Origin of the sequence: Cellulosimicrobium composti, assembly GCF_010287905.1 — a bacterium.
GTDB classification, from domain to species: domain Bacteria; phylum Actinomycetota; class Actinomycetes; order Actinomycetales; family Cellulomonadaceae; genus Cellulosimicrobium; species Cellulosimicrobium composti.
The window spans coordinates 1-21,982 of record NZ_JAAFAN010000053.1 but is presented as its reverse complement, the minus strand read 5'-3'; the positions used below and the strand labels follow the sequence as shown (position 1 = coordinate 21,982).

Below are 21,982 nucleotides of genomic sequence, written 5' to 3'. Positions count from 1 at the left end.
GGGCCCGCCCACGTGCGTGCGCCCGCGCGCGCTCGCACGATGGACGGGTCGGCTCCAGCAGACGGGCCTCGGTGCAGCACCGTCCGAAGGACCCACCATGATCAGCACGGACCAGATCGAGAGGCTGCTCTCCGGCGGCACCGTCGTCTCGCAGGCCGGTGAGAAGCTCGGCAAGGTCGGCCAGGTCTTCCTCGACGACCGCAGCGGCGAGCCCGAGTGGGTGACGGTCAGGACCGGCCTGTTCGGCACCGCCGAGTCCTTCGTGCCCCTCACGGACGCGGAAGTCCGGGGCGACGAGATCCGCGTCCCGTACACCAAGGAGACGGTCAAGGGCTCGCCCCGGGTCGACGACTCCGAGGGCCACCTCTCGCACGAGGAGGAGGTGGAGCTCTACCGCTACTACGGCCGCGCGTCCGCGGCGGACGACGGCGCCTCCCCGCACGAGGCGGGCTCCCCCGGCCTCGACCGGGAGGGCGACGACGCGGACCGCGGCGTCGGCAGGCACGCCGCCGGCCCGCTGCGGGACGACGCGTCCTCCGAGGACCAGCGGGGGGACCGTGGAGCCGGCGGGGAAGGCACGTACCGGCTCCGCCGCTACGTGGTCACCGAGTACGTCGCCGAGACCGTGCCGGGCGAGGAGGTGCCGCCTCCGCCCGAAGCCCCGGGCGAGGGCGTGGGCGGCCCGTCGTCGCACGGCACGAGCGTCCAGGAAGGGCGTCCGTCATGAGCACCAGCTACGGGGCGACCCCGCCCCCGGACGACCGCGCGGGCCGCGACCCCCGCGGTGGGGACCCGCGAGGCACCGACCCTCGCGTCACGGATACCGGCCGCACGGACCCTCGTGGGGCCCACGAGGCCCTCGCCCGTGACCGCGACTCCGTCGTGGCGCGGGAGAAGGAGGAGTACGGCGGCATCAAGATCGGCTCGGCCTTCTTCGGGTGGCTCACCGCCACCGGGACGGCCGTCCTGCTCACGGCCCTGGCCGCCGCGGCGGGCGCCGCCTTCGGGCTGTCGGGCACGACCGACGCGCAGGAGGCCGTCGAGCAGGCGACCGAGAACGCCGGGACGATCGGCGTGGTCGGCGGCATCGTGCTGGTCGTCGTCCTGTTCGTCGCGTACTTCTGCGGCGGGTACGTCGCGGGCCGCATGGCGCGCTTCGACGGCGCGAAGCAGGGCCTCGCGGTGTGGCTGTGGGCCGTGGTCATCGCGATCGTGCTCGCCCTGCTGGGGCTCGTAGCGGGCAGCCAGTTCAACGTGCTCTCGCAGCTCAACGCGTTCCCCCAGATCCCGGTGAGCCCGAGCGACCTCACGACCGGCGGTGTCATCGCCCTCGTCGCGGCCGCCGTCGTGAGCTTCGTCGGTGCCGTCCTCGGCGGCATCGCCGGCATGCGCTTCCACCGCAAGGTCGACCGGGCCGGCCTGGACGTCTGACGACGGGCGGGGCGCCGCCCCAGCAGATGCGCCACGGGTCGAGCGCTGCGCAGCGAGCGCAGCACTCGTCCCCGGGCGCGTCACGGGACCGACCCGCGAGCCGGTGCGTCAGTACGCGGTGCCCATGAGGCCGCGGACGTCGGCGAGCGTGCGGTCGGCGACGGCGTTCGCGCGGGCGTTGCCCTCGCGGAGCACGTCGAGCGGGTCGGGGCCGTCCCCGGCGGCGAGCGCCCGCCGCCGGGCGCGCAGGGGACGGAGGTGCTCGACGAGCGCCTCCGTCACCACCTGCTTGAGCCGGACCGCGCCTGCCGCGCCGACCTCGTCCGCGAGCGCCTCCGGCGTCATCCCCGCGGCGAACGCGCCGAGCGTAAGGAGGTTGGCGACCTCCGGTCGGCGCTCGGGCTCGTAGGTCACGTGGCGCTCGGAGTCGGTGCGGTGACGTCGCACGAAGCGCGCGGTGGCGTCCTCGTCGTCGCGCAGCTCGAGCGCGTTGCCCGCGGACTTGCTCATCTTGCGACCGTCGGTGCCGAGCACGGTGGGCGCTGGCGCGAGCAGGACGTCGGGCTCGGGGAAGTACGGCTGCGCGGCGGCGTAGCGCTGGTTGAAGCGGCGGGCGACGGTGCGCGTGATCTCGACGTGCGGGAGCTGGTCCTGCCCGCCGGGGACCAGGTTGCCGTGGCAGAACAGGATGTCGGCGGCCTGGTGCACCGGGTAGGTGAAGAGCAGGCCGCTCATGGGCCGGCCATGCCGCGCTGCGGCCGCGGCGGCCTCGGTCTTGACGGTCGGGTTGCGCTCGATCTCGGCGGTGGTGACGAGGCTGAGGAACGGGAGCAGGAGCTGGTTGAGGGCGGGGACGGCGGAGTGGGCGAAGATCGTCGTGCGGGCGGGGTCGATGCCGGCGGCCAGGTAGTCGAGGACGACCTCGCGGACGGTCCCGCGCAGGTCGCCGGGGTCGTCGCGGTCGGTGATCACCTGGTAGTCGGCGACGACGAGCACGACCTCGACGCCGTCGTCCTGGAGCCGGACGCGGTTCGCGAGGGTGCCGAGGTAGTGGCCCAGGTGCAGCGCGCCGGTCGGACGGTCGCCGGTGAGGACCCGGAAACCCGACGGGTCGGTCGCGAGCCGCGCCTCGATCTCGGCGGACCGCTCCCGCGCGGCGGCGACGGACGCGGTCGACGAGGGCAGAGTGGCCGAGGACGCGGACGGGGAGCCGGTCGACGACGCCGTGGCGGTCGGGTGGGTCGTCTCGGTCGGGTCGAGGGTCGTGGTCATGGTGCTCTCCTTCGGTGGGGAGCCACGCACCACGTCCGGTCGAGGACCGGACCGGCCCGGACATGACGACGTCCCGGCTGCGGCGCGCAGCTCGGGACGTGGGCAGGACAGGTCACGGCTGCGGGGGCAGCCACCACCAGCTCTGCGTGATCATGCGCCCACCTTACGCCCGGCCTCGCGTGGGCGAGCCCCTCGGCGAGAATGGTCGGATGCCTGAGATCTCCGTCGAGAACGTCACCGGTCCCGTCGCCTACCACGCCGAGGGCCCGGTGTGGTGGCCCGGGTGGGGCGGGCTCCGGTACGTCGACATGCTCGCGGGCGACCTCCTGACACTCCGGCCCGACGGCGGCCTCGATCGTCTGCACGTGGGCGACCACGCGGCCGTGGTGCGGCCGCGGACCGGGGGCGGGTTCGTGGTCGGGCTCGCGCGGTCGGTCGCGGTCGCGGACGACGACGGTGCACCGGTCCGCACGCTCGCGACGCTCGTCGACGACCCGACGGTCCGCCTCAACGAGGGGGCCGCCGGACCCGACGGCGCGTTCTACGCGGGCGGCCAGGCGGAGGGCGAGCGGCCGAGCGCGCTGTACCGGGTAGAGGTTGACGGCTCGTCGCGCGTCGTGCTCGACGGCATCGAGGTGTCGAACGGGCTCGGGTTCTCGCCGGACGGGTCCCGGGCCTACTACGTCGACTCGGCGACGCGGCGGATCGACGTGCTCGACGTCGTCCCGGCCGCGGAGGACCCGCGCGGTCTCGTGCGGCGTCGCCCGTTCGTGGAGATCGACCCCGACGACGGCATGCCGGACGGCCTCACGGTCGACGCGGAGGGCGGCGTCTGGGTGGCGCTGTGGGGCGGCGGCGCGGTCCGGCGCTACTCCCCCGACGGCACGCTCGACGCCGTCGTGCCGCTCCCGGTGTCGCAGGTGAGCGCGTGCACGTTCGGCGGCGACGACCTCGACCGGTTGTTCGTCACGACGTCGCGCCAGGGACTGGACGACCCCGACGCGGACGAGGCCGCGTCGGGGTCGCTGTTCGTGGCGGAGCCGGGGGTCCGGGGGCTCCCGGCCCTGCCGTTCGCGGGCTGAGCGGCGCCGCGGGGCCTCAGCGGACGGCGTCGCGCACGCGCTGCTCGGCGCGGCCCAGGCCGTCGATCTCGAGCGTGACGACGTCGCCCGCGCGCAGGTAGGGGAAGCGCCCGGACAGGGCGACGCCCTGCGGGGTCCCGGTGTTGATGAGGTCGCCGGGCTCGAGGACCATGTACTGCGACAGGTGGTGCACGAGGTACGCGACGTCGAAGATCATGTCGGCCGTCGTCGAGTCCTGGCGGGGCTCGCCGTTGACCCAGGACCGGAGCCCGAGGTTCTGGACGTCCACCTCGTCGGCGGGGACGAGCCACGGGCCGAGCGGGTTGAACGTCTCGCAGCTCTTGCCCTTGGACCACTGACCGCCGGAGACCTTCATCTGGTAGTCGCGCTCGGAGACGTCGTGCGACAGGACGTAGCCCGCGACGTGGTCGAGCGCCTCCTCCGGGGACGACAGGTAGCGCGCCCGGCGGCCGATCACGACGCCGAGCTCGACCTCCCAGTCGACCGTCGTCGCGCCGGGCGGCACGAGGACGTCGTCGTGCGGGCCGACGACCGTGTTCGAGTGCTTCCAGAAGACGATCGGGACCTCCGGCGGCGCCGAGCCGGACTCGGCGGCGTGCTCCGCGTAGTTCATCCCGATGCAGACGACGGCGGTGGGCCGGGCGACGGGCGCGCCGACGCGCAGGTCGTCCGCGCCGTCGAGCACGGGCAGCGCGCCCGCGGCGAGCGCCGCGCGGACCCGGCCGACGCCGTCGGCCGCGAGGAACGCGCCGTCGATGTCGCGGGTGAGCGGGTCGAGGGAGTACACGACCCCGTCCTCGCGGACGGCGGGACGCTCCTGGCCGAGGGGGCCGAGTCGGACGAGCTGCACGGGTGGGTCTCCTAGGTCTGGGGCGGGCGGGGCCGACCGCGACGTGCTGCGGAGCGCCGCGGTGCGAGAGCAGTGTGCGCGTTCTCAGGCGAGGGCGCTCGCGTGGTCCGGGTTGACGATCGAGGGCACGGGCCGGCCCGCGAGGAAGTCGACGGCGTTGCGCGCGGTGTGCACGGGGAGGTCCTGCATGGCCTCGGGCGAGAACCACGCGGCGTGCGGGGTGAGCAGCACGTTGTCCAGGGTGCGCAGGCGCGAGTCGGCGGGCAGCGGCTCGGTCGCGTAGACGTCGAGCGCGGCCGAGCCCACGTGGCCGGACGCGAGCGCGTCGGCGAGCGCGTCCTCGTCGATGAGCGGCCCCCGGCACGTGTTGACGACCCGCACCCCCGGCTTCGCGGCGGCGAGCGTGCGGGCGTCGAGCAGGTGGCGCGTCGAGTCGGTGAGCGGCGCGTGCAGCGTGATGACGTCGGCGCGCGCGACGGCCTCGTCGATCCCCACGGCCTCGTGCCCGTCGGACGCCACGGCCTGCGGATCGACGAACGGGTCGTGCACGAGCACGCGGTAGCCGAGCGCGCGGGCGGAGCGCGCGACCTCGGAGCCGATCCGCCCGTACCCGATCACGGCGACGACCGTGCTGGACAGGCGCGCGACGTGCTGCGCCGTCGGCGCCCACGTGCCGGCGCGCAGCGCGCGGTCGTAGGCGACGAGGCCGCGGTCGAGCGTGAGGATCATCGCGACCGTGTGGCTCGCGACCTCCTCGATGCAGTAGGTCGGGGTGTTCGCGACGGCGACGCCGCGCTCGGTGGCGGCCGCGACGTCGACCATGTCGTAGCCGATGCCCATGCGCGAGACCATGCGCACCCCGCCCGGCCGGGCGACGGCGTCGAGCACGCGGGCCGTGATCGGGGCCCACTGCACGACGAGCGCGGAGGGCGCGGACCCGCTCGCGGCGGCCTCCTCGACGGCGGCGATCACCTCGTCCTCGGTGCGCGCCGCAGCGCGCACGGCCCGCAGCCCGGCGGCGGTCAGGGTGTCCTCGCACGCGGTCCCGGGCAGGTCGCAGTCGGTGATGACGACGGTGTCGGCTGTCATGCGAGGAATGCTATAGCAAATAGCACGCTCGACCAACCCTCGGGCCGGTCGGATGCTATAGCGTGGGCTCATGACCTTTGCCCCGGACGGCGCCCGCCGCCGCCTCGCCCTCGTCACCGGCGCCAGCTCCGGCATCGGTGCCGCCACCGCCCTCCAGCTCGCGCGCGACGGGCACGACGTCTGGCTCACGTACACCGGCGGCGAGGCCGGCGCGCGCGCCACCGCCGCCCGGTGCGAGGAGGAGGGCGCCGCGACGCGCGTCTCGCGCCTCGACCTGCGCGACACCGCGTCCGTCGAGGCGCTCGTCGCCGATGTCACCGACGCCTGGGGACGCCTCGACGTGCTCGTCAACAACGGCGGCGTGTGCCCCTACCGCGCGCTCGACGACATCGAGCTCGACGAGTGGGACATGGTCATGGAGACCAACGCGCGCGGAACGTTCGTGCTGTCGCGCGCCGCGCTCCCGCTGCTGCGCGCGGACCGGCCGGAACCCGCGGGGGCGTCGGTGACGCCCGACGAGCGGGCCGCGCGCGACCGCGCGATCGTCAACCTCTCGTCCATCGCGGGCGAGCAGGGCGCGCTCAAGACCGGCGTGCACTACGCCGCGAGCAAGGCCGCGATCCTCGCCATCACGCGCTCCTTCGCGCGCATCCTCGCGAGCGAGGGCATCCGCGTGAACGCCGTGACCCCCGGCCCCGTGACGAGCGCGATCACCGACCAGCTCGCCCCCGACGCCCGTGCCGGGCTCACCGCGTCCATCCCCCTCGGGGACTTCGGCACGCCCGACGACGTCGCCTGGGTCGTCGCGTCCCTCGCCTCCCCGCGCGCCGGGTTCGTCACCGGCGCGACGTACGACGTCAACGGCGGCGTCCGGATCGACTGACCGCCGGTCCGCCGGTCCGCCGCGACACTCGCCCACCACTGCCCGAGGAGGCACCCATGAGCACGTCCCCGTCCGCCGTCGTCACCGCCCAGGTCGACGCGTTCAACGTCCGCGACCTCGACGGCTTCTGCGCGACCTACGCACCCGACGCCGTCGTCAGCGGCGTGACCCCCGAGCCGATCGTCGGCCGCGACGCCCTGCGCGCGTTCTACGCGAGTCGGTTCGAGGACGCCGCCCTGCACTGCGTCATCGACGCGTCCGTGACGTTCGGCGACCGCTGGCTCGTCGCGCGCGAGCTCGTCACGACGTCGAACGGCACCGGCGAGACCATCGCGACGTTCGAGGTCCGCGACGGCCTCATCACCCGCGCGAGCATGGTTAAAGACGAATGAACAAAAGGCGGCGGCCTAACGAGCGCACCCAGCACCGACCTGAGCGACGAAACTCCTTGGCGGAACCGACACCCCATGGCCGCTCGCCGAGGGGCAGCCACCGAATCGCTCGCCTACGTGCGGCCTCGGCGCTAGGCTCACGACGAGCAACCGCCCTGTGCTCGACACGAACGCCGTCGATCGCGTCTACCGGAAGGTGTGGAGAACGCCCGTGCCTAAACTCACCTCTATAAGCATCACTGGGCTATTCGGATACGCTGATCACAAGATCGCTGTTCGGCCAAACTCTCCGACCATCATAACCGCTCCGAATGGCGCTGGAAAAACGCATGTCCTAAGCATCACTAAACACGCCCTTGCGTTGGATATTGACGGACTATCCTCGCTTCCGTTCGAAAAGGCCGTATTCGACTTTAATGAAGGCCAGTCGATGATCGTCGAACGCGGGCCATCCCTTGATGAAAAGCCAACTGCCACATACTCTCTCGTTCAGGGGGGCAAGACCCTTGAAGGGCCTGCAGTCCTCTCCGGTACGCGCACTGAGGACGGGCTCCCGCTACCCACACATCTCGAAGAGAGGCCCGACGGGAATTGGTTCGATACACGAAGTGCCAGGGTTGTATCTAGAGCTCTGATCGAGAACGCGTACCGCGTAACCTTGCCAGAGTCGCGCGCGAAACGATTTGACAAGATACCTCAAATTCTCCAAATCTCTACCGCCGTAGCGCCAATTCTTATCGACACAAAGAGACTCGATGCCCCTGCAGCACACGAAGTGCGGGGCCGTCGCGAAAGAGACCCCAACTTCGTAGTCGCAGATCGAATCCACCGTTATGTCCAGCAGATCCGGGTGGAAGTCGTCCAGGCGCGGCGCGCATCGATTCGCGCGACCCAAGAGAGCGATATTAGCTTCGCAATGCGCGCGCTTGCTGTAGCAAAGAAAACGATCAATGAGAGAAAACTGCATGCGCGCTATGACCGCATAGTGGCAAGTTACGAGCGGCTTTCGCGGAACGGCCTCGCCGTCGGCGAGGAGCTCCCGCCATTCCCGGAAAGCACTACACCTACGGTCCGGCGCATTCTGAGCCCATTTCTGGACGATTGGGAGGCGCGGCTACAGCCACTTCTGCCACTCAATGAGAAACTCGAAACGCTGCGCGACATCTTGGATACCAAGCTCCGAGAGTCCGGGAAGAGGACTACGATAGACAGCGACGGTCGATTAGGTTTCGAGAGTTTCTCTGGCAGAAGGATTCGTGTATCGAGTCTGTCTTCTGGCGAGCAGCACTTGGTTGCTCTCTTCACGGCTTTGCTCTTCACTGCGAGCGAGGATTCAATTGTACTGATAGACGAACCAGAAATTTCGATGCACATCGCATGGCAGCATGCATTCCTGGAAGATATCTCGCGGGTTGCTTCTGTGCGCAACCACCAGGTAATCCTTGCTACTCACTCCACAGCGATAGTCAACGGCAGATGGGATATCGAAGAGGCACTTGAACTACGGCTTCCACCGGACTTGGAGGCGAGTCAGAGCGATGACTTCGACTTCGACATCGACGACTTGCTCGGCGGTATGGAATGACGCTCAGGGGTCATGACGTCCTCTCCGACCGAATTCGGATGCATGTCCGCGCGAGTGACAGCCCTGTAGTCGTAGTAGAGGGGCCCGACGACGCTCTGGTTCTTAAACCGCATCTCGAGGGCGCCCAGTTCTTCCCGGCCGCTGGAAAGCCGAACGCGATCGAGACTGCGCGCGATCTGATTGAAAGCGGCATTTCCGACTTCACATGCATTACAGATCCTGATTTCGATGACCCTCTCGATTTTGCTGACTTAGCCTCGGTTCATCACCCGTACGAGGGTGCCGACCTTGAGGCGATGCTGATTGGCTTGGGCGTTCTTGCCCTGGTTCTCGAGCACACGGGTTCGCGGCCAAAAATACAGGCGGCCGGGGGGCCCGACGCGGTGGTTCGATTGCTTATTCGGCTCGCTGCTCCGGTTTCCCGGTTGCGCGCCGCAAGTCGTCGTCAGGCTTGGGGGATCGCCTTCGACGAGGTCGAAATCGAAAAATATGTGGACTCCAAGGGTGAAATGAGACTGAAAGTCCCTGAGTATTGCCTCGCGCTTCGCCGGCGCACCTTGGATGTGCTTCGAAATTCGGACGGCAACGTTTCCGCGGTTCCGAGCGATGCGGTAATGATCAGTTCGTGCGATTCCGATTGCGATGCGGATGCTCTGCGGTTCCGCGGGAAGGACGTGCTCGCCCTCGCTAGCGTGGCAACGCGAAGGCAGTTTGGAAATCTGTCCAAAGCGGCATCCGACAAGGATTTGCTCTGCAATCAACTGCATAGCAGTTCAGGTTTGCTGCTTTCTCGCTCCAACTGGCTAGCGGTATTGAAACGGAGGGTTGGAGCCTAGAAGGGCGCACGGTGCGTTCGCAGCAGTCTCGACGAACCGTCTCGATCACCGATCGGTAGCAGCTAGTCTTCCAAACGCGGCCGGCCCGGTTCAGCTGCCGAACCGCTAGCGCGAGCACAAGTTCTTTCATAGCGTGCGTCGAGGTCCGGGTCGTGGGGCGGGTCGCCGAACGACGCGGTCCAGGCGCCGTCGGCGGCGATCGACTGGCCGGAGACGTAGCCCGCCTCGTCGGACAGCAGGAACGCGACGAGCGCGGCGATCTCCGCGGACTCGGCGATGCGCCCGAGCGGCGGGCCCTCGGCGAGGGCGCGCTCCTCGGCGGCCGGGTCGGCCGCGCGGGCGATCTGGGCGTCGAGGTGCGGGGTGCGCACCCCGCCCGGCGCGACGGTGTTGGCGCGGATGCCGTACCGCCCGTACGTCACGGCGACGGAGCGCGCGAGCGCGTCGATGCCGCCCTTGGTCAGCTCGTAGGCGGCGTGGTCAGCGAACGCCGCACGGCCGTGGATCGAGCCGATGTTGACGATCGACCCGCCGCTCACCTGGTCGGTGAACGCCTCGACGGCGGCGGCGCAGCCCCAGAGGTAGCCGAGACCGTTGATCTCGACGACGTCGCGCGCGTCCTGCTCGACCTGCGCCGCCCGCTCCGGGTCGGCGAGCGCGTGCAGCGGCGTGCGGACGGTGATGCCCGCGTTGTTCACCCATCCGGCGAGCGGCGCGAGGTCGCGCGCGGCCCGCGCGGCCTCGCGGTGGGTCTCGCGGTCGCGCGAGTCGCCCAGCACGACGTCGGCGCACACCCCCTCCTCGAGCGTCCCCGAGCCCGGGGTGCGCTCCAGCCCGACGACGGTCCACCCGTCGGCGGTGAGGCGCGCGGCCACGGCGCGGCCGATGCCCTTGCCGCTGCCGGTGACGACGACGCTGCGGTGCTCGCTCGCGGGTCCAGCCGAGGGTCCGGTCACAGGGCTGCCTCCAGGTCGAAGCGGTCGGGGTCGAGCGTGAAGCCCAGGCCGGGCGCGTCCGGCGGGGTCGCGTGGCCGACGTCGAACACGGGACCGCCGCGCACGAGCAGCGGCGCGGGGTCGTAGGGGTTGCCCGCGGGAGATCGGTCGAACGTCTCGACGCCGATGCCCGCCGCGCCGCCCAGGTGCACGCTCACCTCCGGGTACACGTGGCTGGACACGACCTTCCCCCGCGCCGACCACGCGCGCACGAGCGGGTCGGCGGCCGTGATGCCGCCGATCGCGACGACGTCGACGCGCGGCACGTCGAGTGCGCCCAGCGCGTCGAGCCGCGCGAAGACCTCGGGGTCGGTGACCTCGTCGCCCACGGAGAGCGGCAGCCCGGACGCGTCGCGGACGCGCGCCGCGCCGACCGCGTCCTCGGGCAGCAGCGGGTCCTCGAGCCACGCGAGCGCGGGCGCGCTCTCCCCCGCCGCGCCCGTGACGCCCCACGCGTCGAGGTCCCCGAGCGCCTCGTCGGCGTCGCGCCAGCCGAAGCCCACGTCGACGACGACGCCGCTGCGCCCTGGGACGGTCGGGCGACCGGTGACGTCGGGCAGCTCGGCGCGCAGGATCGCGAGCAGGTCGCGCATGAGCGCGCGGTCGGGCGAGCGCGAGATCTTCAGCAGCGGCCACCCGGCGCGCGCGTGCGCGAGCACCTCGTCCGCGACGTCGCGCGCGGTGCGTGCCGGCGTCGGGTACGCGGCGACGAGGATCGCGGGGCGTGGCACGGCGACGGCCGCCCCGGATGAGACGTCCCGGGGACTCCCGGCGACGGCACGTGACGGAACGCCTCTGTCGCCGCCGACACCGGGCTCCGCGGACCCGGCGAGGTCCGCGCCGTCGTCGAGCAGGGACCACACGGGGCGCCCGGCGAGCCGGCCCGCGAGGTCCCACAGCGCGACGTCGACCAGGCCGATCGCGCGCCGCACGAGGCCCACGCGGCCGACGATCGCGGACCCGCGCAGGGCCGCGTCCCCCGCGGCACCGACGCTCTCGCGCGCGGCGACGCCGTCGGTCGCCACGACCTCGCGGCCCACCACGTGCGGGGCGACGAGCCGGTCCACGAGCTCGGCCATGGGCGCCTCGCGCGTGAGCGCGTACGACTCCCCCGCGACCGTCCGGCCGTCGTCCGTCTCGGCGACGACCCGCACGCCGACGTACTCGCGACGCTCGACGGTCATCGCGCCGAGGCGCAGCGGCTGCGGCAGCGGGACGACCGTCGTCGCGGTGCGGACGGCGACGACGCGCGCGGCGGACCCCACGCTCACTCCGGCTTCTTGGCGAGCGGCACGCCGTAGTCGACGAGGAAACCGCCGTCGACGTAGACGGTCTGCCCGACCATGTACGCGGCCTGGTCGGACACGAGCCAGCTCACCGCGTTGCCGATCTCCTCCGGCTGGGCGAGCCGGCGGGCGGGGATGCGCGCGAGGATCGTCTCCTCCGAGAGCGTGCCCTGGGCGACGCCCTGGCGGAACACGCCCGTGTCGATGTACCCGGGCGCGACGGCGTTGACCCGCACGCCGCGCGCGGCCCACTCGGCGCCCGCGGTCGCGGTGAGCCCGATGACGGCGGCCTTGGTCGTGGAGTACGGGGCCCGGCCGGCGGAGCCGCGGGCCGAGACGGACGAGATGTTGACGACGGCGCCCCGGCCCGCCGCGAGCATGTGGCGACCCGCCGCCTGGAGGCACGCGAAGACGCCGTGCAGGTTGACGTCCACGACCGCCGACCACTCGTCCCACGTGAGGTCCTCGAGCGCGCGGTGGCGCTGGATGCCCGCGTTGTTGACGAGCGCGTCGATCCCGCCGAACGCCGCGGCGAGGTCGTCGAACGCGGCGCGCACGCCGGCGTGATCGGTGACGTCGAGCGGGGCCCACACGAGCCCGGGCGCGTCGGGGACGGCGCCGAGGTCGAGTGCGGGGAGGTCGTGCTGCACGACGTCCGCGCACACGACCCGGAACCCGTCGGTCGCGAGACGCTCGGCGACGGCACGGCCGATGCCGGCCGCTCCCCCGGTGACGACGGCGAGCGGGACGCGCGGGGCGTCGGGGGCGGGGACGGTCACTGGTCCTCCTCGGGGACGGGACGGGTCGGGGACACGGCGGGTGTCGGTGCGGCGGGTGTCGGTGCGGCGGGTGCGGCGTCGCCGGGGGGCCAGGCGGCGGCGTCGGCGAGCACGTCGTCGACGACGGCGCACGCGTGCCGCTCCAGGCGTTCGAGCGAGCCCGGCGCGAGCGGCGACTGCCACGCCTGGTAGGCGCCGACGTCGTACGCCTCGCGAGTGGGCAGGTAGACGAAGCCGGGCCCGTTGGTGAGGTTCGCGACGACGACCGGCCGCGTCCCGGCGTGGGCGCGCACCGTGCGCTGGAGGCGCGAGTACGCCTCGCCCGGGTGCGCGACGAGCAGCGCCTCGCCGACGCGCCACACCCACGTAGGGTGCTGGACGGTCGGGCCGGTGACGTAGCCGTCGCGCAGGCTCCGGGCGCGGCGCAGGCGCTCCTCGCGCGAGCGCGGGTCGATGTCGGCCCACTCGGCCTCGAGCTCGTCCCACGTCGGGAGGTCGCGCAGGTCGAGCGTGACGGGCTCTGCCACGGCGGTGAGCGTGCGGGCGTCGGGCCGGGCGTCGGTGCCAGTGCCGGTGCCGGTGCCGGTGCCGGTGCCAGGAAGCGCGGCCGACGGCGCGGGCTCCCAGACCGCGAGCGGCGCGCCGGACTCGACGACGTGGGTCAGCTCCAGCTCCGTACCCGGCGGCGGGAGCTCGGCGAGCGCCGCGAGCACGGCGTGGCCGAGCGACGTGCCGTGCCGGTCCGCGACGGCGGTGTCGCCCGTGTACTGCTCGCGCGGGGCGAGCTCGCCCGACGCGCCCTGCAGGAACGCGACGGGGGCACCCGTCTCGCGCTCGACGAGGTCGCGCATCGCGCCCACGTAGTCGGGCGAGACGAGCCGGTTCTGCCAGGCGAGCGTGGTCGGGTGGCACGCGTAGTTGACGATCGTCGCGAGGGTGACGTCCTCGCGTACGGGCGCGGCGCCGTCGGGCCGCGTCTCCCCGGCGGGCGCCGAGCGTGCGGTGAGGCGCCCGACGACGACGGTGTCGTCCGCGGGGTCGGCGCCGGGCGAGCACGGGGTGCCGGCGTCGGGGTTGAAGCCGACGAGCGGCCGGGGCGACGTGCTCTCCGCAGCGGCTCCCGCGGTCGTGCCCGCGTCCCCGCCGGCGCAGCCGTCGAGCAGCGCCTCGCGGTTCGACGCGAGGCCGCAGCGGCCGGTCGTCCACTCGAGGGTGGCGGGCCGGAGGGACCCGATCGCCTCCACGGCGGCGTCGGCCGCTGCGCGCGCGAGGTCGTCCAGGTAGGCGACGCCGCGGTCGCCGCCCGCGAGGTCGGCGTCGCCCGAGCACAGGACGGGCCCGGCGTGCGTGTGGGAGAGCGACACGAGCAGGCGCTCGACGGGCAGCCCGGTCGCGTCGAGGACGGTCGCGCGCAACGTCGCCTCGTCGTCGACGCGGCGCCACCACGTGCCGTCGACCGTGACGAGCACGAGCGGGTCGTCGGGCGAGTCCTGCTCCGCCAGGGCGACCGCGGTGAGCGTCATCGCGCGGTGGGTGCCCTCGGAGACGTCCCAGTCCGCCGGGCCCCAGTTGCGCGCCCGGATGCCGGGGGCGGGCGTCACGTCGCGGACGGCGACGCCAGCCAGGCCGACGAACGCGGGGACGGGGGCCCGCGTGTGCAGGGCGACCATCGCACCTCCTCTGGGCTCGGGAGTGCCGATGCTATAGCATGTTGTCCGGTCGGGACGCCCCGGGGACGACACCGTGGCCGCTATCCTTCAGCGGCGCCCGACCCCCGACGATCCGAGCCCGCCGCCCCCACGACACCACGGAGAAACCATGGCGCTCAAGAGCGTGCCGGACCAGAACGTCGCCGACCGGGTCACGGTCGAGCTGCGCGAGGCGATCTTCAGCGGCGACCTCGCGCCGGGCGAGCGGCTCGTCGAGCGCAAGCTCGCCGAGCGCCTCGGCACGAGCCACATCCCGGTGCGCGAGGCGCTCACGCGCCTGACGCAGGAGGGCCTCGTCGAGCGGCTCCCCCACCGCGGCGCGCGCGTCGCCGCGCTCACGAGCCGCGACCTCGAGGAGATCTCGAGCCTGCGCACCCTGCTGGAGCAGTTCGCCGTCGTGCGGGTCCAGGACGCCTGGGACCCGGCGAAGGAGGCGAAGCTGCGCAAGACGGTCCAGCAGATGGTCCAGGCGGCCGAGAAGGGCAGCAACGCCCGCGTCTTCGAGCTCGACCGGCGCTTCCACGAGCAGCTCTGGGAGATGGCCGACCACCGCATGCTCATGACGCTCAACGCGCAGCTCCGCAGCCGCATCACCGGCTTCCTGCGCGCCGCCAACGCCGCGCTCGAGCCCGAGGCGCGCGTCGCGCACGCACGCACCCACGACCTGATCGTCGACGCCATCGCGGGCGGCGACCCGGGCACCGCCCAGCGCGTCATGGCCGAGCACATCGGCGAGGCCGCCGCGCGCCTCGCGAGCCACACGGACGACGAGGCCGAGCCCGCCGCGGCGAGCGGCTGACCGCCGCGGCGTCCGCGCCGTGCTGCGACTCTCGCGAACCCGGGCCGCCTAGGGTCGCCGGATGGACATCGAGCGCGCCGCCGAAGAGTTCGCCGCCTGGGCGCAGACGCATCCCCAGGACTGCGGGGAGTGGGAGACGGACTACGAGGAGTGGCCCGGGACGTACGCCTGCGCCCGGGACCTCGTCGGCGAACGCCCTTTCACGCGATGGAGCGACGCGGAGAAGACCTCCTTCCTCTACCTCCTCGCGCGCGACAACGAGGCCGAGGACCTGGCCGACTTGCTCTCCGAGCACCCCGCGACGCTGGCCGGCGTCGCCGAGCACGTCTGCGCTGCACCGGAGTCGGCGGAGCCCGACGCACGGTGGCAGATCGCGGCGTATCTTCCCGCCATCGGGCCTGACGCGACCCCGCTGCTCCTGACGCTCTTCGCCGACGACGACGAGTACGTCCGGCGTCGCGCGCTGCTGTCGCTCGGCACGCTCCGGGCACCGGCCGCGGAACGGTGCGCCGTCGCCGCGTGGGAGTCCGGTCTCGAGCACCAGCGGATCGTGGCGCTGCACGTCCTGCACGAGGTGGGCTCACCCCGGTTCGCGACGTACGCGGCGCTCGCGGCAGACGACCCGCGCCCGTCCGTCCGGCAGGCGGCCCATCGGCTCGGCTGATCGCAGGCGGGCAGGAGCCCGGATGGCGGCACCGCCGCCATCCGGGGCGTTCGTGCGCGCCCAGCCCGGCCCGCACGGTCCGTCGCGTCGCACGCCGACGGTCGTCCCGCGACCCTACTTTTGCTATAGCATCCCGTCAACACCGGCCCGGACCCTGGACTGCCATGCACCTGCGCACCGCCACGCCCGACGACGTCCCCGCGCTCTACGCCCTGTGGGGCCGAGCGTTCGACGCGCCGCTCATGGTGCCGGTCTACGAGACGGACGACGGCCGGCTCGAACGCACGCACGTCGCCGTCGACCGGGACGACGGCCGCGTCGTGGGCTCGGTGTACTGGACCCCGCGCGAGCTCGGCGGGCCGGGCGGCGGCACCCTGCGGGCGGGCGGGGTCGCGAACGTCGCGACCGCCCCCGAGGCGCGGGGACGGGGCCTCGTCCGCGCGCTGCTCGCGCGGGCCGTCGAGCAGATGGAGCAGGACGGCGCGGACGTCGCGCTCCTGTTCACCGGCACCCCGGACGTCTACCGGTCGAGCGGCTTCGAGACGTTCGACATGCCGCTCCTGCGCGGCGCGCCGCGTCCGGTCGACGAGCCGGACCCCGGGCACGACGACCTCGACGACGACGGGCTCCCGACGGGTGCCGCGCCGTCGGACCTCGTGGGCGACGCCCCCGTGCGGACCCGCACCGAACGCCTGCCCGGCGTCCCGTGGCCCGCGTGGTCGGTCGCGCTGCGGTGGGAGCAGCTCGCCGCGCTGCACGACGCGTTCGACACCGTGGCGGACGGGCCGCGCCCCCTCGCCGTCCGACGCACCGCCGAGCACTGGGAGCGGCGCATCCCGCTCTGGTACTCCGGCGCCGAGGTGTTCACCGCACGGGCGGCCGACGGGGAGGTCGTGGGCTACCTCGTCCTCGAGCCCGAGCCGGACGTGCTGAAGGTCCGCGAGCTCGGCGTCGACCCGGCATCGGACCGCGCGCGCGACGTCGTCGACGCCCTCGCACGCACCATGCTCCACCGCGCGCACCTGCACGGCCCCCCCGCCGTCGAGGTGCGCCTCCCCGCGCACGCCCTGACCGACCGCTTCGCCGCCGCGGTGCTCGACGCGCCCGTCGCCGCGACCGACACGACGGGGATGCTCCGGCCCGTCCGCGCGGCGGCCGACGTCGTCGCGCACCTCCGCGACTCCGCCGCGGCCGGGTTGGGTTTCCACTGGCCCGGCGACTACCTCTGACCGGCTGACCCACCCCTCGAGGTAGAGCCCCGGTCCGCCGAGGTAGAGCCCTGGGCACGCAACCGGGGCTCTACCTCGCGCGACCACGGCCCTACCTCGGCGTCGTCGGCACGTGCGCTCCCGTGGGAACACACTTGCTATGGCACTTTTGGAGGCGCCACAGCGACCTGACCTGCGTAGATGTGCTCTCACTTGCCCTTGACGATGCCATAGCATCCCGTTACTCTCCGAGAGTCCGGTTCACCGTCGCAACGACGCGCACGAACCCGCTGACCCCCTACCCAGCACCGGAACCGCACGACCCCCGCAGCACCGCTCCCCCGGAACACCCCGCAGCCCCGGGCCGCCGGAGCCACCGCGTCGCCCGCCCGCACGGCGTCCTCCCGACGTCACGAAGGGTGCCCCCGTTGTCCACTCCCCGATCCCAGACCCGCCCCGCGCCCATCAGCTCCGGCGCGACCGACCCCACGACCACCGAGGCGGCGTCGTCGCCTTCGCGCCGCCACCTGCTGCGCGTCGCCGGCATGGCCTCGCTCGCCGCGGGCGCCGTCGCCCTCGGCAGCGGCAGCGCGCACGCGGCGCCCCTCGTCGGCACGCTCCCCGCGGGCAAGAACGACACGCCCGACGACGAGGTCCTCGTCGCCGCCTCCGTCGCCCAGCTCACCGGCTGGAGGGGCAAGAAGCTCGACGACGGCGCCGTCGTCCAGCTCCTCGGCCACGCGACCCCGGGCGACGGCGCAGCCCGCCTCGTCCGCTACGACGCGAGGTCCACCGCGACCCCGAACGGCGGCACCGTCCTCGCCCCCAGCGACGCCGGTGCCACCGGCCGCTGGCACACCCTGCACACCGGCACCGCCGACTTCCGCTGGTTCGGCCTCTTCGGCCCCGACACCCCCGCCGACCACGCGCTCGACGCCCTGGTGAACGACCCCAGCATCACCCGCATCGAGGCCCGCACGGACCTCAACTTCACGCGGCGCCACACGTTCACGCGCTCGAACCTCGAGCTCGACTTCGGCGGGCGCACGGTCACGACGGAGGGCATCGAGCGCAACGCCCACGACAACCCGTTCGGCGCGGTCCTGTTCTTCCAGGGTCGCGTGACCGACGAGACGCAGGAGCGCACGCTCGCCGCGATGCTCCCCGACCTCACGGACGTCTTCGAGGTCGCGGACGCGGGCGCGTTCGCCGTCGGGCAGTGGTGGGCGCTGCGCTCGGACGAGCGCCCGGGCGGCGGCGGGGACGAGCGCGAGCTGCAGCGCCTCGTCCAGGTCACGCAGGTGCTCGACGCGACGCACGTGCGGGTCGACTACAAGAACGGCTGGGAGCTGCCCGCCGGGCGCGTGCTCACCTGGACGCGCGTCGAGCCCGTCGAGCAGGTGCACGTGCGCGCGATGACGTTCCACGGCTCCGGGCCCTTCGACGGCCCGGCGAACGGCGAGCTGCCCGACGACCGGGAGATGACCGGCTCGCACCCGGTCGCGTTCGAGTACGCGGTGCGCTGCGACGTCTCCGACGTCCACGGCCACCGCACATGGTGGCCCGTCATCATGCGGCGCTGGAACACCCACTTCGTCACGAAGCGGTGCTCGGTCGCCAACCCGCCGACGGTGTTCTACGGCGGCGCCGGCTACCTCACGCAGCAGATCTACTGCCTGTACGGGCGGGTCTCCGACTGCACGAGCCACAACGCGCGGCACCTCAACGACCTCACGGCGTCGGCGTACTGCCTCGTGGAGAACTGCCACGGCGACGGCGACGACCAGGGCGGCAACCCCTTCACGACCCACGGCCAGTACGAGCACGACCTCGTGTTCGTCGGCAACAGCGGGCTCATGGACATCGCCAACTCAGGCGGCCAGTGGGGCACGGCGGCCAAGCGCATCACGGTCAAGCACCACACGTGCTCGTGGTTCGTCGCGGGCACCAAGATCACGGACCTCACGCTCGAGGACGTGCACGTCGTCGCGCGGTCGACGTTCGACCCGCAGGCCACGCTCACGATCAACGCCGACGGCGCGCAGGTGCGCGGCTGCACGGCCGGCTTCTTCGCCGTCGGGCAGCGGTCGTCGCTGTCGCGACGCCCGACGGTCGTGGAGGACTGCGCGTTCGCGCTGCCCGCGGGGTCCGTGCTGCACCAGACGCCGGTGACGAACCCCGTGCACTTCGTGCGCACCCGCCTCACCGGCGTGGACGGCACGATCCTGCGCGGCGCCGGCCCCGTGACGTTCACCGACTGCGAGCTCGTGGGCGGCACGGACGACGCCCCGGCTGCGCCGGTCGACCTCGGCTCGGCGGACGTCACCGTCACGGGCGGGTCGTGGCAGGGCGTGGGCGTGCGGCTCAGCGGCGCGCGCGACCAGCGGCTCGTGCTCGACGGCGTCCGGGCCGCGGGCACGACGACGGCCGGGGCCCTCGTCTCGCGCGGCACCGGCGCGGGGGCCGTGGACGTCATGCTCCGCGGCACCGACTTGCAGGCCCCCGACGGCACCGCGCACGTCGCGCTGCGCCCCGGCGACCGCTACTCCGCGACCGGGTCGCGGTTCACGGGCGGTCGCCTCGACCTGCCCGACGGCGTGCTCGTCCTCCATGCCCGCAACGTCGAGACCGGCGTCGACCGCGCGGGGCTGCCGACCGCAGGCGACGGCGTGCTAGTCGACGCGAACCTCACCGTGTGACCCGTCCGGGCGACGCCCGGGCACCCTGATCCCCCCTCCCCACCGACACCCGCGCCGTCGTGCACGGGCCGACGAAAGGACACCCATGACCCTCGAGACCACGACCGAGCCGACGACGGCCGCACCGGGCGAGGGCGCCCAGCCGCCCTCGCGACGCAACCTGCTGCGCGTCGCCGGCATCGCCTCCCTCGCCGCGGGCGCCGTCGCCCTCGGCAGCGGCAGCGCGCACGCGGCGCCCCTCGTCGGCGCGCCGCTCGCGGCGAAGAAGGACGACGAGCCCGACGCCGAGGTCCTCGTCGCCGCCACCGTCGCCGAGCTCACGGGCTGGAAGACCAAGAAGCTCGACGACGGCACCGTCGCCCAGCTCCTCGGCCACGCGACCCCCGGCGACGGCGCCGCCCGGCTCCTGCGCTACGACGCGAAGTCCACCGCCGCCCCGAACGGCGGCACGGTCCTCGCCCCGAAGGACGCGGGAGCCAAGGGCCGCTGGCACACCCTGCACACCGGCACCGGAGACTTCCGCTGGTTCGGCCTCTTCGGCCCCGACACCCCCGCCGACGACGCGCTCGACGCCCTCGTCGACGACCTCAGCGTCACGCGCATCGAGGCCCGAACCGACCTCAACTTCACCCGCCGCCACACCTTCACGCGCTCGAACCTCGAGCTCGACTTCGGCAACCACCTCATGACCACCGAGGGCATCGAGGACGCCGGCCAGGACGACCCGTTCGCGGCCGTGCTGTTCTTCCGTGGCAAGGTCACGGACGACGTCCGGACGAACACCCTCACCGCGAGGATGCCGGAGCTGCGCGACGACTACGAGGTCGCGGACTCGTCGCAGTTCGAGGTGGGCCAGTGGTACGCCGTCGAGGTCAACGCGCTCGCCGGCCGGTGGGAGCGGGAGCTCCAGCGCCTCGTCCAGATCACGCAGATCGTCGACGCCACCCACGTGCGCGTCAACTACAAGGCGGGCTGGTCGCTCGCGAAGGGCCGCACGCTCACGTGGACGCGCGTCGAGCCCGTCGAGCAGGTGCACGTGCGCAACCTCGCGTTCCGCGGCCGGCCCGACGGCGACCAGTACACCGGCTCGCACCCGATCGCCTACGAGTACGCGGTGCGCTGCGACGTGGAGAACGTCCACGGCGTCGCGACGTTCTGGCCGCTCGTCATGCGCCGCTGGAGCACGTTCTTCCGCACGGCGGGCTGCTCGCTGACCAACCCGGCGTCGGTCACGTGGGGCGGCGCGGGCTACCTGACGCAGCAGATCTACTGCAACTACGGGCACGTGGTCGACTGCCACACGACCAACGCGCGGCACCTCAACGACTGGACCGCGTCGTCGTACGGGCTCGTGGAGAACTGCCACGGCGACGGCGACGACCAGGGTCCGTTCGTCACGCACGGCCAGTACGAGCATGACCTCACCTACGTGGGGAACTCGGGCCTCATGACGTTCGCCAACTCGGGCGCGGCCTGGGGCGGGGCCGCCAAGCGCATCACGGTGACGCGGCACGTGTGCTCGTGGTTCGTCGCGCGCGTCAAGGTCATCGACCTCACGCTCGAGGACGTGCAGGTCATCCGCAAGGAGGGCCTCGCGGGCTCGGGGATGCTGTGGGTCAACGCCGACGGCGTGCAGCTTCGCGGCTGCCAGGCCGACGACACCCTGATCATCTCCCAGGCGTCGGCGCTGTCGAAGCGACCCAACGTCATCGAGGGATCGCGCTTCGCGGTCCTGCCGGACACCGCGATCACCCAGGCGAACGTCACGAACCCGGTGCACCTCGTCCGCACGACCCTGAACGGGCTGAAGAACGCCTCGTTCGCCGGGAAGGGCCAGGTCGTGCTGGACGCGTGCACGCTCGAGGCGGCCGAGGGCGAGGGCACCGTCACGGCGAGCGGCGACCTCACGGTGCGAGGCGGCGTCGTGCGCAACGTCGCCCTCGTCGCGGCAGGCGCGGCCGAGCAGACGATCCGGCTCGACGGCAGCGCGCGGCTCGAGGGGAAGCCCGCGGGCGGGAGCTTCCTGCGCCGGGCGAAGGCGGACAAGCCGGTCACGTGGGCACTCGACGGCGTCCGGAGCACCGCGCCGTCGGGTGACACTGGGCACGTGAACCTCGACGCCGGCATCAACAAGTGGTCCGCCACGGGCTCGACCTTTGCGGGCGGGACCCTGGCGCTCGCACCGTCCGCCCTGGGCGGCGACTCGTTCGTCCTCCACAGCGGCAACGTCGAGCAGGGCGTCACCCGCACGGCGTTCCCCGACGACGGCGACCGCGTCGTCACGACGGGCAACCTCGTCGTCTGACGCCCCCCCCCCCCCCCCCCCCGGGCGGGGGGGGGGGGGGGGGGGGGGGGGGGGGCGCCGCGCGCGCCGCGGGCGGCGGGGGGGGGGGGGGGGGGGG

The 21,982-nt window shown here is 73.0% G+C and carries 19 protein-coding genes; 12 read left to right on the top strand and 7 right to left on the bottom strand.

What is annotated here, in order from left to right:
• Positions 1-97 precede the first annotated feature (97 nt).
• Both GYH36_RS14545 and GYH36_RS14540 read left to right on the top strand, forming a co-directional pair.
• On the top strand, positions 98-727 hold the full coding sequence (locus GYH36_RS14545; RefSeq protein ID WP_162290205.1) for a PRC-barrel domain-containing protein: 630 nt from the start codon (positions 98-100) through the stop codon (positions 725-727).
• A gap of 155 nt (positions 728-882) precedes the next feature.
• On the top strand, positions 883-1,431 hold the full coding sequence (locus tag GYH36_RS14540; RefSeq protein WP_203231888.1) for a hypothetical protein: 549 nt from the start codon (positions 883-885) through the stop codon (positions 1,429-1,431).
• A 108-nt stretch (positions 1,432-1,539) separates the two neighbouring features.
• Here the strand turns inward: GYH36_RS14540 and trpS are convergent, their stop codons facing one another.
• Positions 1,540-2,703 carry a tryptophan--tRNA ligase gene (trpS, locus tag GYH36_RS14535; protein WP_162290204.1) on the bottom strand — a complete coding sequence of 388 codons (1,164 nt, stop codon included), beginning with the start codon at positions 2,701-2,703 and terminating at the stop codon, positions 1,540-1,542.
• A gap of 209 nt (positions 2,704-2,912) precedes the next feature.
• Here trpS and GYH36_RS14530 point away from each other — a divergent pair, with 209 nt between their 5' ends.
• Positions 2,913-3,785: an SMP-30/gluconolactonase/LRE family protein gene (locus GYH36_RS14530; protein WP_203231887.1), complete on the top strand. Its 873-nt coding sequence runs from the start codon at positions 2,913-2,915 to the stop codon at positions 3,783-3,785.
• A gap of 16 nt (positions 3,786-3,801) precedes the next feature.
• Here GYH36_RS14530 and GYH36_RS14525 read toward each other — a convergent pair whose 3' ends face one another.
• Positions 3,802-4,656 (bottom strand): fumarylacetoacetate hydrolase family protein, encoded by an 855-nt coding sequence (locus GYH36_RS14525; RefSeq protein ID WP_162290203.1) that lies wholly within the window; start codon positions 4,654-4,656, stop codon positions 3,802-3,804.
• An 84-nt stretch (positions 4,657-4,740) separates the two neighbouring features.
• Positions 4,741-5,745, bottom strand: a complete 1,005-nt coding sequence (locus GYH36_RS14520; RefSeq protein WP_162290202.1) for a C-terminal binding protein — start codon at positions 5,743-5,745, stop codon at positions 4,741-4,743.
• A gap of 70 nt (positions 5,746-5,815) precedes the next feature.
• On the opposite strand from GYH36_RS14520, the gene GYH36_RS14515 reads away from it, so the two are divergent.
• The 4 genes from GYH36_RS14515 (at position 5,816) to GYH36_RS14500 (ending at position 9,441) form a co-directional block, all read left to right on the top strand.
• Positions 5,816-6,628: an SDR family NAD(P)-dependent oxidoreductase gene (locus tag GYH36_RS14515; protein ID WP_162290201.1), complete on the top strand. Its 813-nt coding sequence runs from the start codon at positions 5,816-5,818 to the stop codon at positions 6,626-6,628.
• A 56-nt stretch (positions 6,629-6,684) separates the two neighbouring features.
• Positions 6,685-7,020: a nuclear transport factor 2 family protein gene (locus GYH36_RS14510; RefSeq protein ID WP_162290200.1), complete on the top strand. Its 336-nt coding sequence runs from the start codon at positions 6,685-6,687 to the stop codon at positions 7,018-7,020.
• Positions 7,021-7,177: 157 nt separating this feature from the next.
• Positions 7,178-8,605, top strand: coding sequence for an AAA family ATPase (locus GYH36_RS14505; protein ID WP_162290199.1), 1,428 nt, complete (start codon positions 7,178-7,180; stop codon positions 8,603-8,605).
• Positions 8,606-8,643: 38 nt separating this feature from the next.
• The gene (locus GYH36_RS14500) at positions 8,644-9,441 is read left to right on the top strand and encodes a hypothetical protein (RefSeq protein WP_162290198.1); all 798 of its coding nucleotides are present in this window, start codon (positions 8,644-8,646) and stop codon (positions 9,439-9,441) included.
• 62 nt (positions 9,442-9,503) lie between these two features.
• Here the strand turns inward: GYH36_RS14500 and GYH36_RS14495 are convergent, their stop codons facing one another.
• From GYH36_RS14495 to GYH36_RS14480, 4 genes are read right to left on the bottom strand one after another with little or no spacing between them, the layout of a single operon-like run.
• Complete coding sequence (locus GYH36_RS14495; RefSeq protein WP_162290197.1) at positions 9,504-10,397, bottom strand: SDR family NAD(P)-dependent oxidoreductase; 894 nt, start codon at positions 10,395-10,397, stop codon at positions 9,504-9,506.
• Positions 10,394-11,707, bottom strand: coding sequence for an enolase C-terminal domain-like protein (locus tag GYH36_RS14490; RefSeq protein WP_312028651.1), 1,314 nt, complete (start codon positions 11,705-11,707; stop codon positions 10,394-10,396). The genes GYH36_RS14495 and GYH36_RS14490 overlap by 4 nt, the downstream gene beginning before the upstream one ends.
• Positions 11,704-12,501 carry an SDR family NAD(P)-dependent oxidoreductase gene (locus tag GYH36_RS14485; protein ID WP_162290196.1) on the bottom strand — a complete coding sequence of 266 codons (798 nt, stop codon included), beginning with the start codon at positions 12,499-12,501 and terminating at the stop codon, positions 11,704-11,706. Before GYH36_RS14485 ends, GYH36_RS14490 begins: the two co-directional genes overlap by 4 nt.
• Positions 12,498-14,171, bottom strand: coding sequence for a hypothetical protein (locus GYH36_RS14480; RefSeq protein ID WP_162290195.1), 1,674 nt, complete (start codon positions 14,169-14,171; stop codon positions 12,498-12,500). The genes GYH36_RS14485 and GYH36_RS14480 overlap by 4 nt, the downstream gene beginning before the upstream one ends.
• 148 nt (positions 14,172-14,319) lie before the next feature.
• On the opposite strand from GYH36_RS14480, the gene GYH36_RS14475 reads away from it, so the two are divergent.
• From GYH36_RS14475 to GYH36_RS14455, 5 genes are all read left to right on the top strand, one after another.
• Entirely contained in the window at positions 14,320-15,009 is a 690-nt protein-coding gene (locus GYH36_RS14475) for a GntR family transcriptional regulator (protein WP_162290194.1), read from the top strand.
• 61 nt (positions 15,010-15,070) lie between these two features.
• A complete protein-coding gene (locus tag GYH36_RS14470) occupies positions 15,071-15,673 on the top strand; it encodes a HEAT repeat domain-containing protein (RefSeq protein ID WP_162290193.1) in 603 nt (200 codons plus the stop codon).
• A gap of 164 nt (positions 15,674-15,837) precedes the next feature.
• Entirely contained in the window at positions 15,838-16,902 is a 1,065-nt protein-coding gene (locus GYH36_RS14465; RefSeq protein WP_162290192.1) for a GNAT family N-acetyltransferase, read from the top strand.
• Between the two features lie 407 nt (positions 16,903-17,309).
• The gene (locus tag GYH36_RS14460; RefSeq protein ID WP_203231886.1) at positions 17,310-19,580 is read left to right on the top strand and encodes a peptidase C14; all 2,271 of its coding nucleotides are present in this window, start codon (positions 17,310-17,312) and stop codon (positions 19,578-19,580) included.
• A gap of 85 nt (positions 19,581-19,665) precedes the next feature.
• Complete coding sequence (locus tag GYH36_RS14455; protein WP_203231885.1) at positions 19,666-21,885, top strand: peptidase C14; 2,220 nt, start codon at positions 19,666-19,668, stop codon at positions 21,883-21,885.
• The last annotated feature ends 97 nt before the right edge of the window (positions 21,886-21,982 follow it).

Excerpts from the sequence above, each read along its gene's own strand:
- GYH36_RS14455 (WP_203231885.1), top strand. The coding sequence starts at position 19,666 with ATGACCCTCGAGACCACGACCGAGCCGACGACGGCCGCACCGGGCGAG.
- GYH36_RS14475 (WP_162290194.1), top strand. The coding sequence starts at position 14,320 with ATGGCGCTCAAGAGCGTGCCGGACCAGAACGTCGCCGACCGGGTCACG.
- GYH36_RS14470 (WP_162290193.1), top strand. The coding sequence starts at position 15,071 with ATGGACATCGAGCGCGCCGCCGAAGAGTTCGCCGCCTGGGCGCAGACG.
- GYH36_RS14520 (WP_162290202.1), bottom strand. The coding sequence starts at position 5,745 with ATGACAGCCGACACCGTCGTCATCACCGACTGCGACCTGCCCGGGACC.
- trpS (WP_162290204.1), bottom strand. The coding sequence starts at position 2,703 with ATGACCACGACCCTCGACCCGACCGAGACGACCCACCCGACCGCCACG.
- GYH36_RS14510 (WP_162290200.1), top strand. The coding sequence starts at position 6,685 with ATGAGCACGTCCCCGTCCGCCGTCGTCACCGCCCAGGTCGACGCGTTC.
- GYH36_RS14465 (WP_162290192.1), top strand. The coding sequence starts at position 15,838 with ATGCACCTGCGCACCGCCACGCCCGACGACGTCCCCGCGCTCTACGCC.
- GYH36_RS14545 (WP_162290205.1), top strand. The coding sequence starts at position 98 with ATGATCAGCACGGACCAGATCGAGAGGCTGCTCTCCGGCGGCACCGTC.
- GYH36_RS14515 (WP_162290201.1), top strand. The coding sequence starts at position 5,816 with ATGACCTTTGCCCCGGACGGCGCCCGCCGCCGCCTCGCCCTCGTCACC.
- GYH36_RS14480 (WP_162290195.1), bottom strand. The coding sequence starts at position 14,171 with ATGGTCGCCCTGCACACGCGGGCCCCCGTCCCCGCGTTCGTCGGCCTG.
- GYH36_RS14500 (WP_162290198.1), top strand. The coding sequence starts at position 8,644 with ATGCATGTCCGCGCGAGTGACAGCCCTGTAGTCGTAGTAGAGGGGCCC.
- GYH36_RS14530 (WP_203231887.1), top strand. The coding sequence starts at position 2,913 with ATGCCTGAGATCTCCGTCGAGAACGTCACCGGTCCCGTCGCCTACCAC.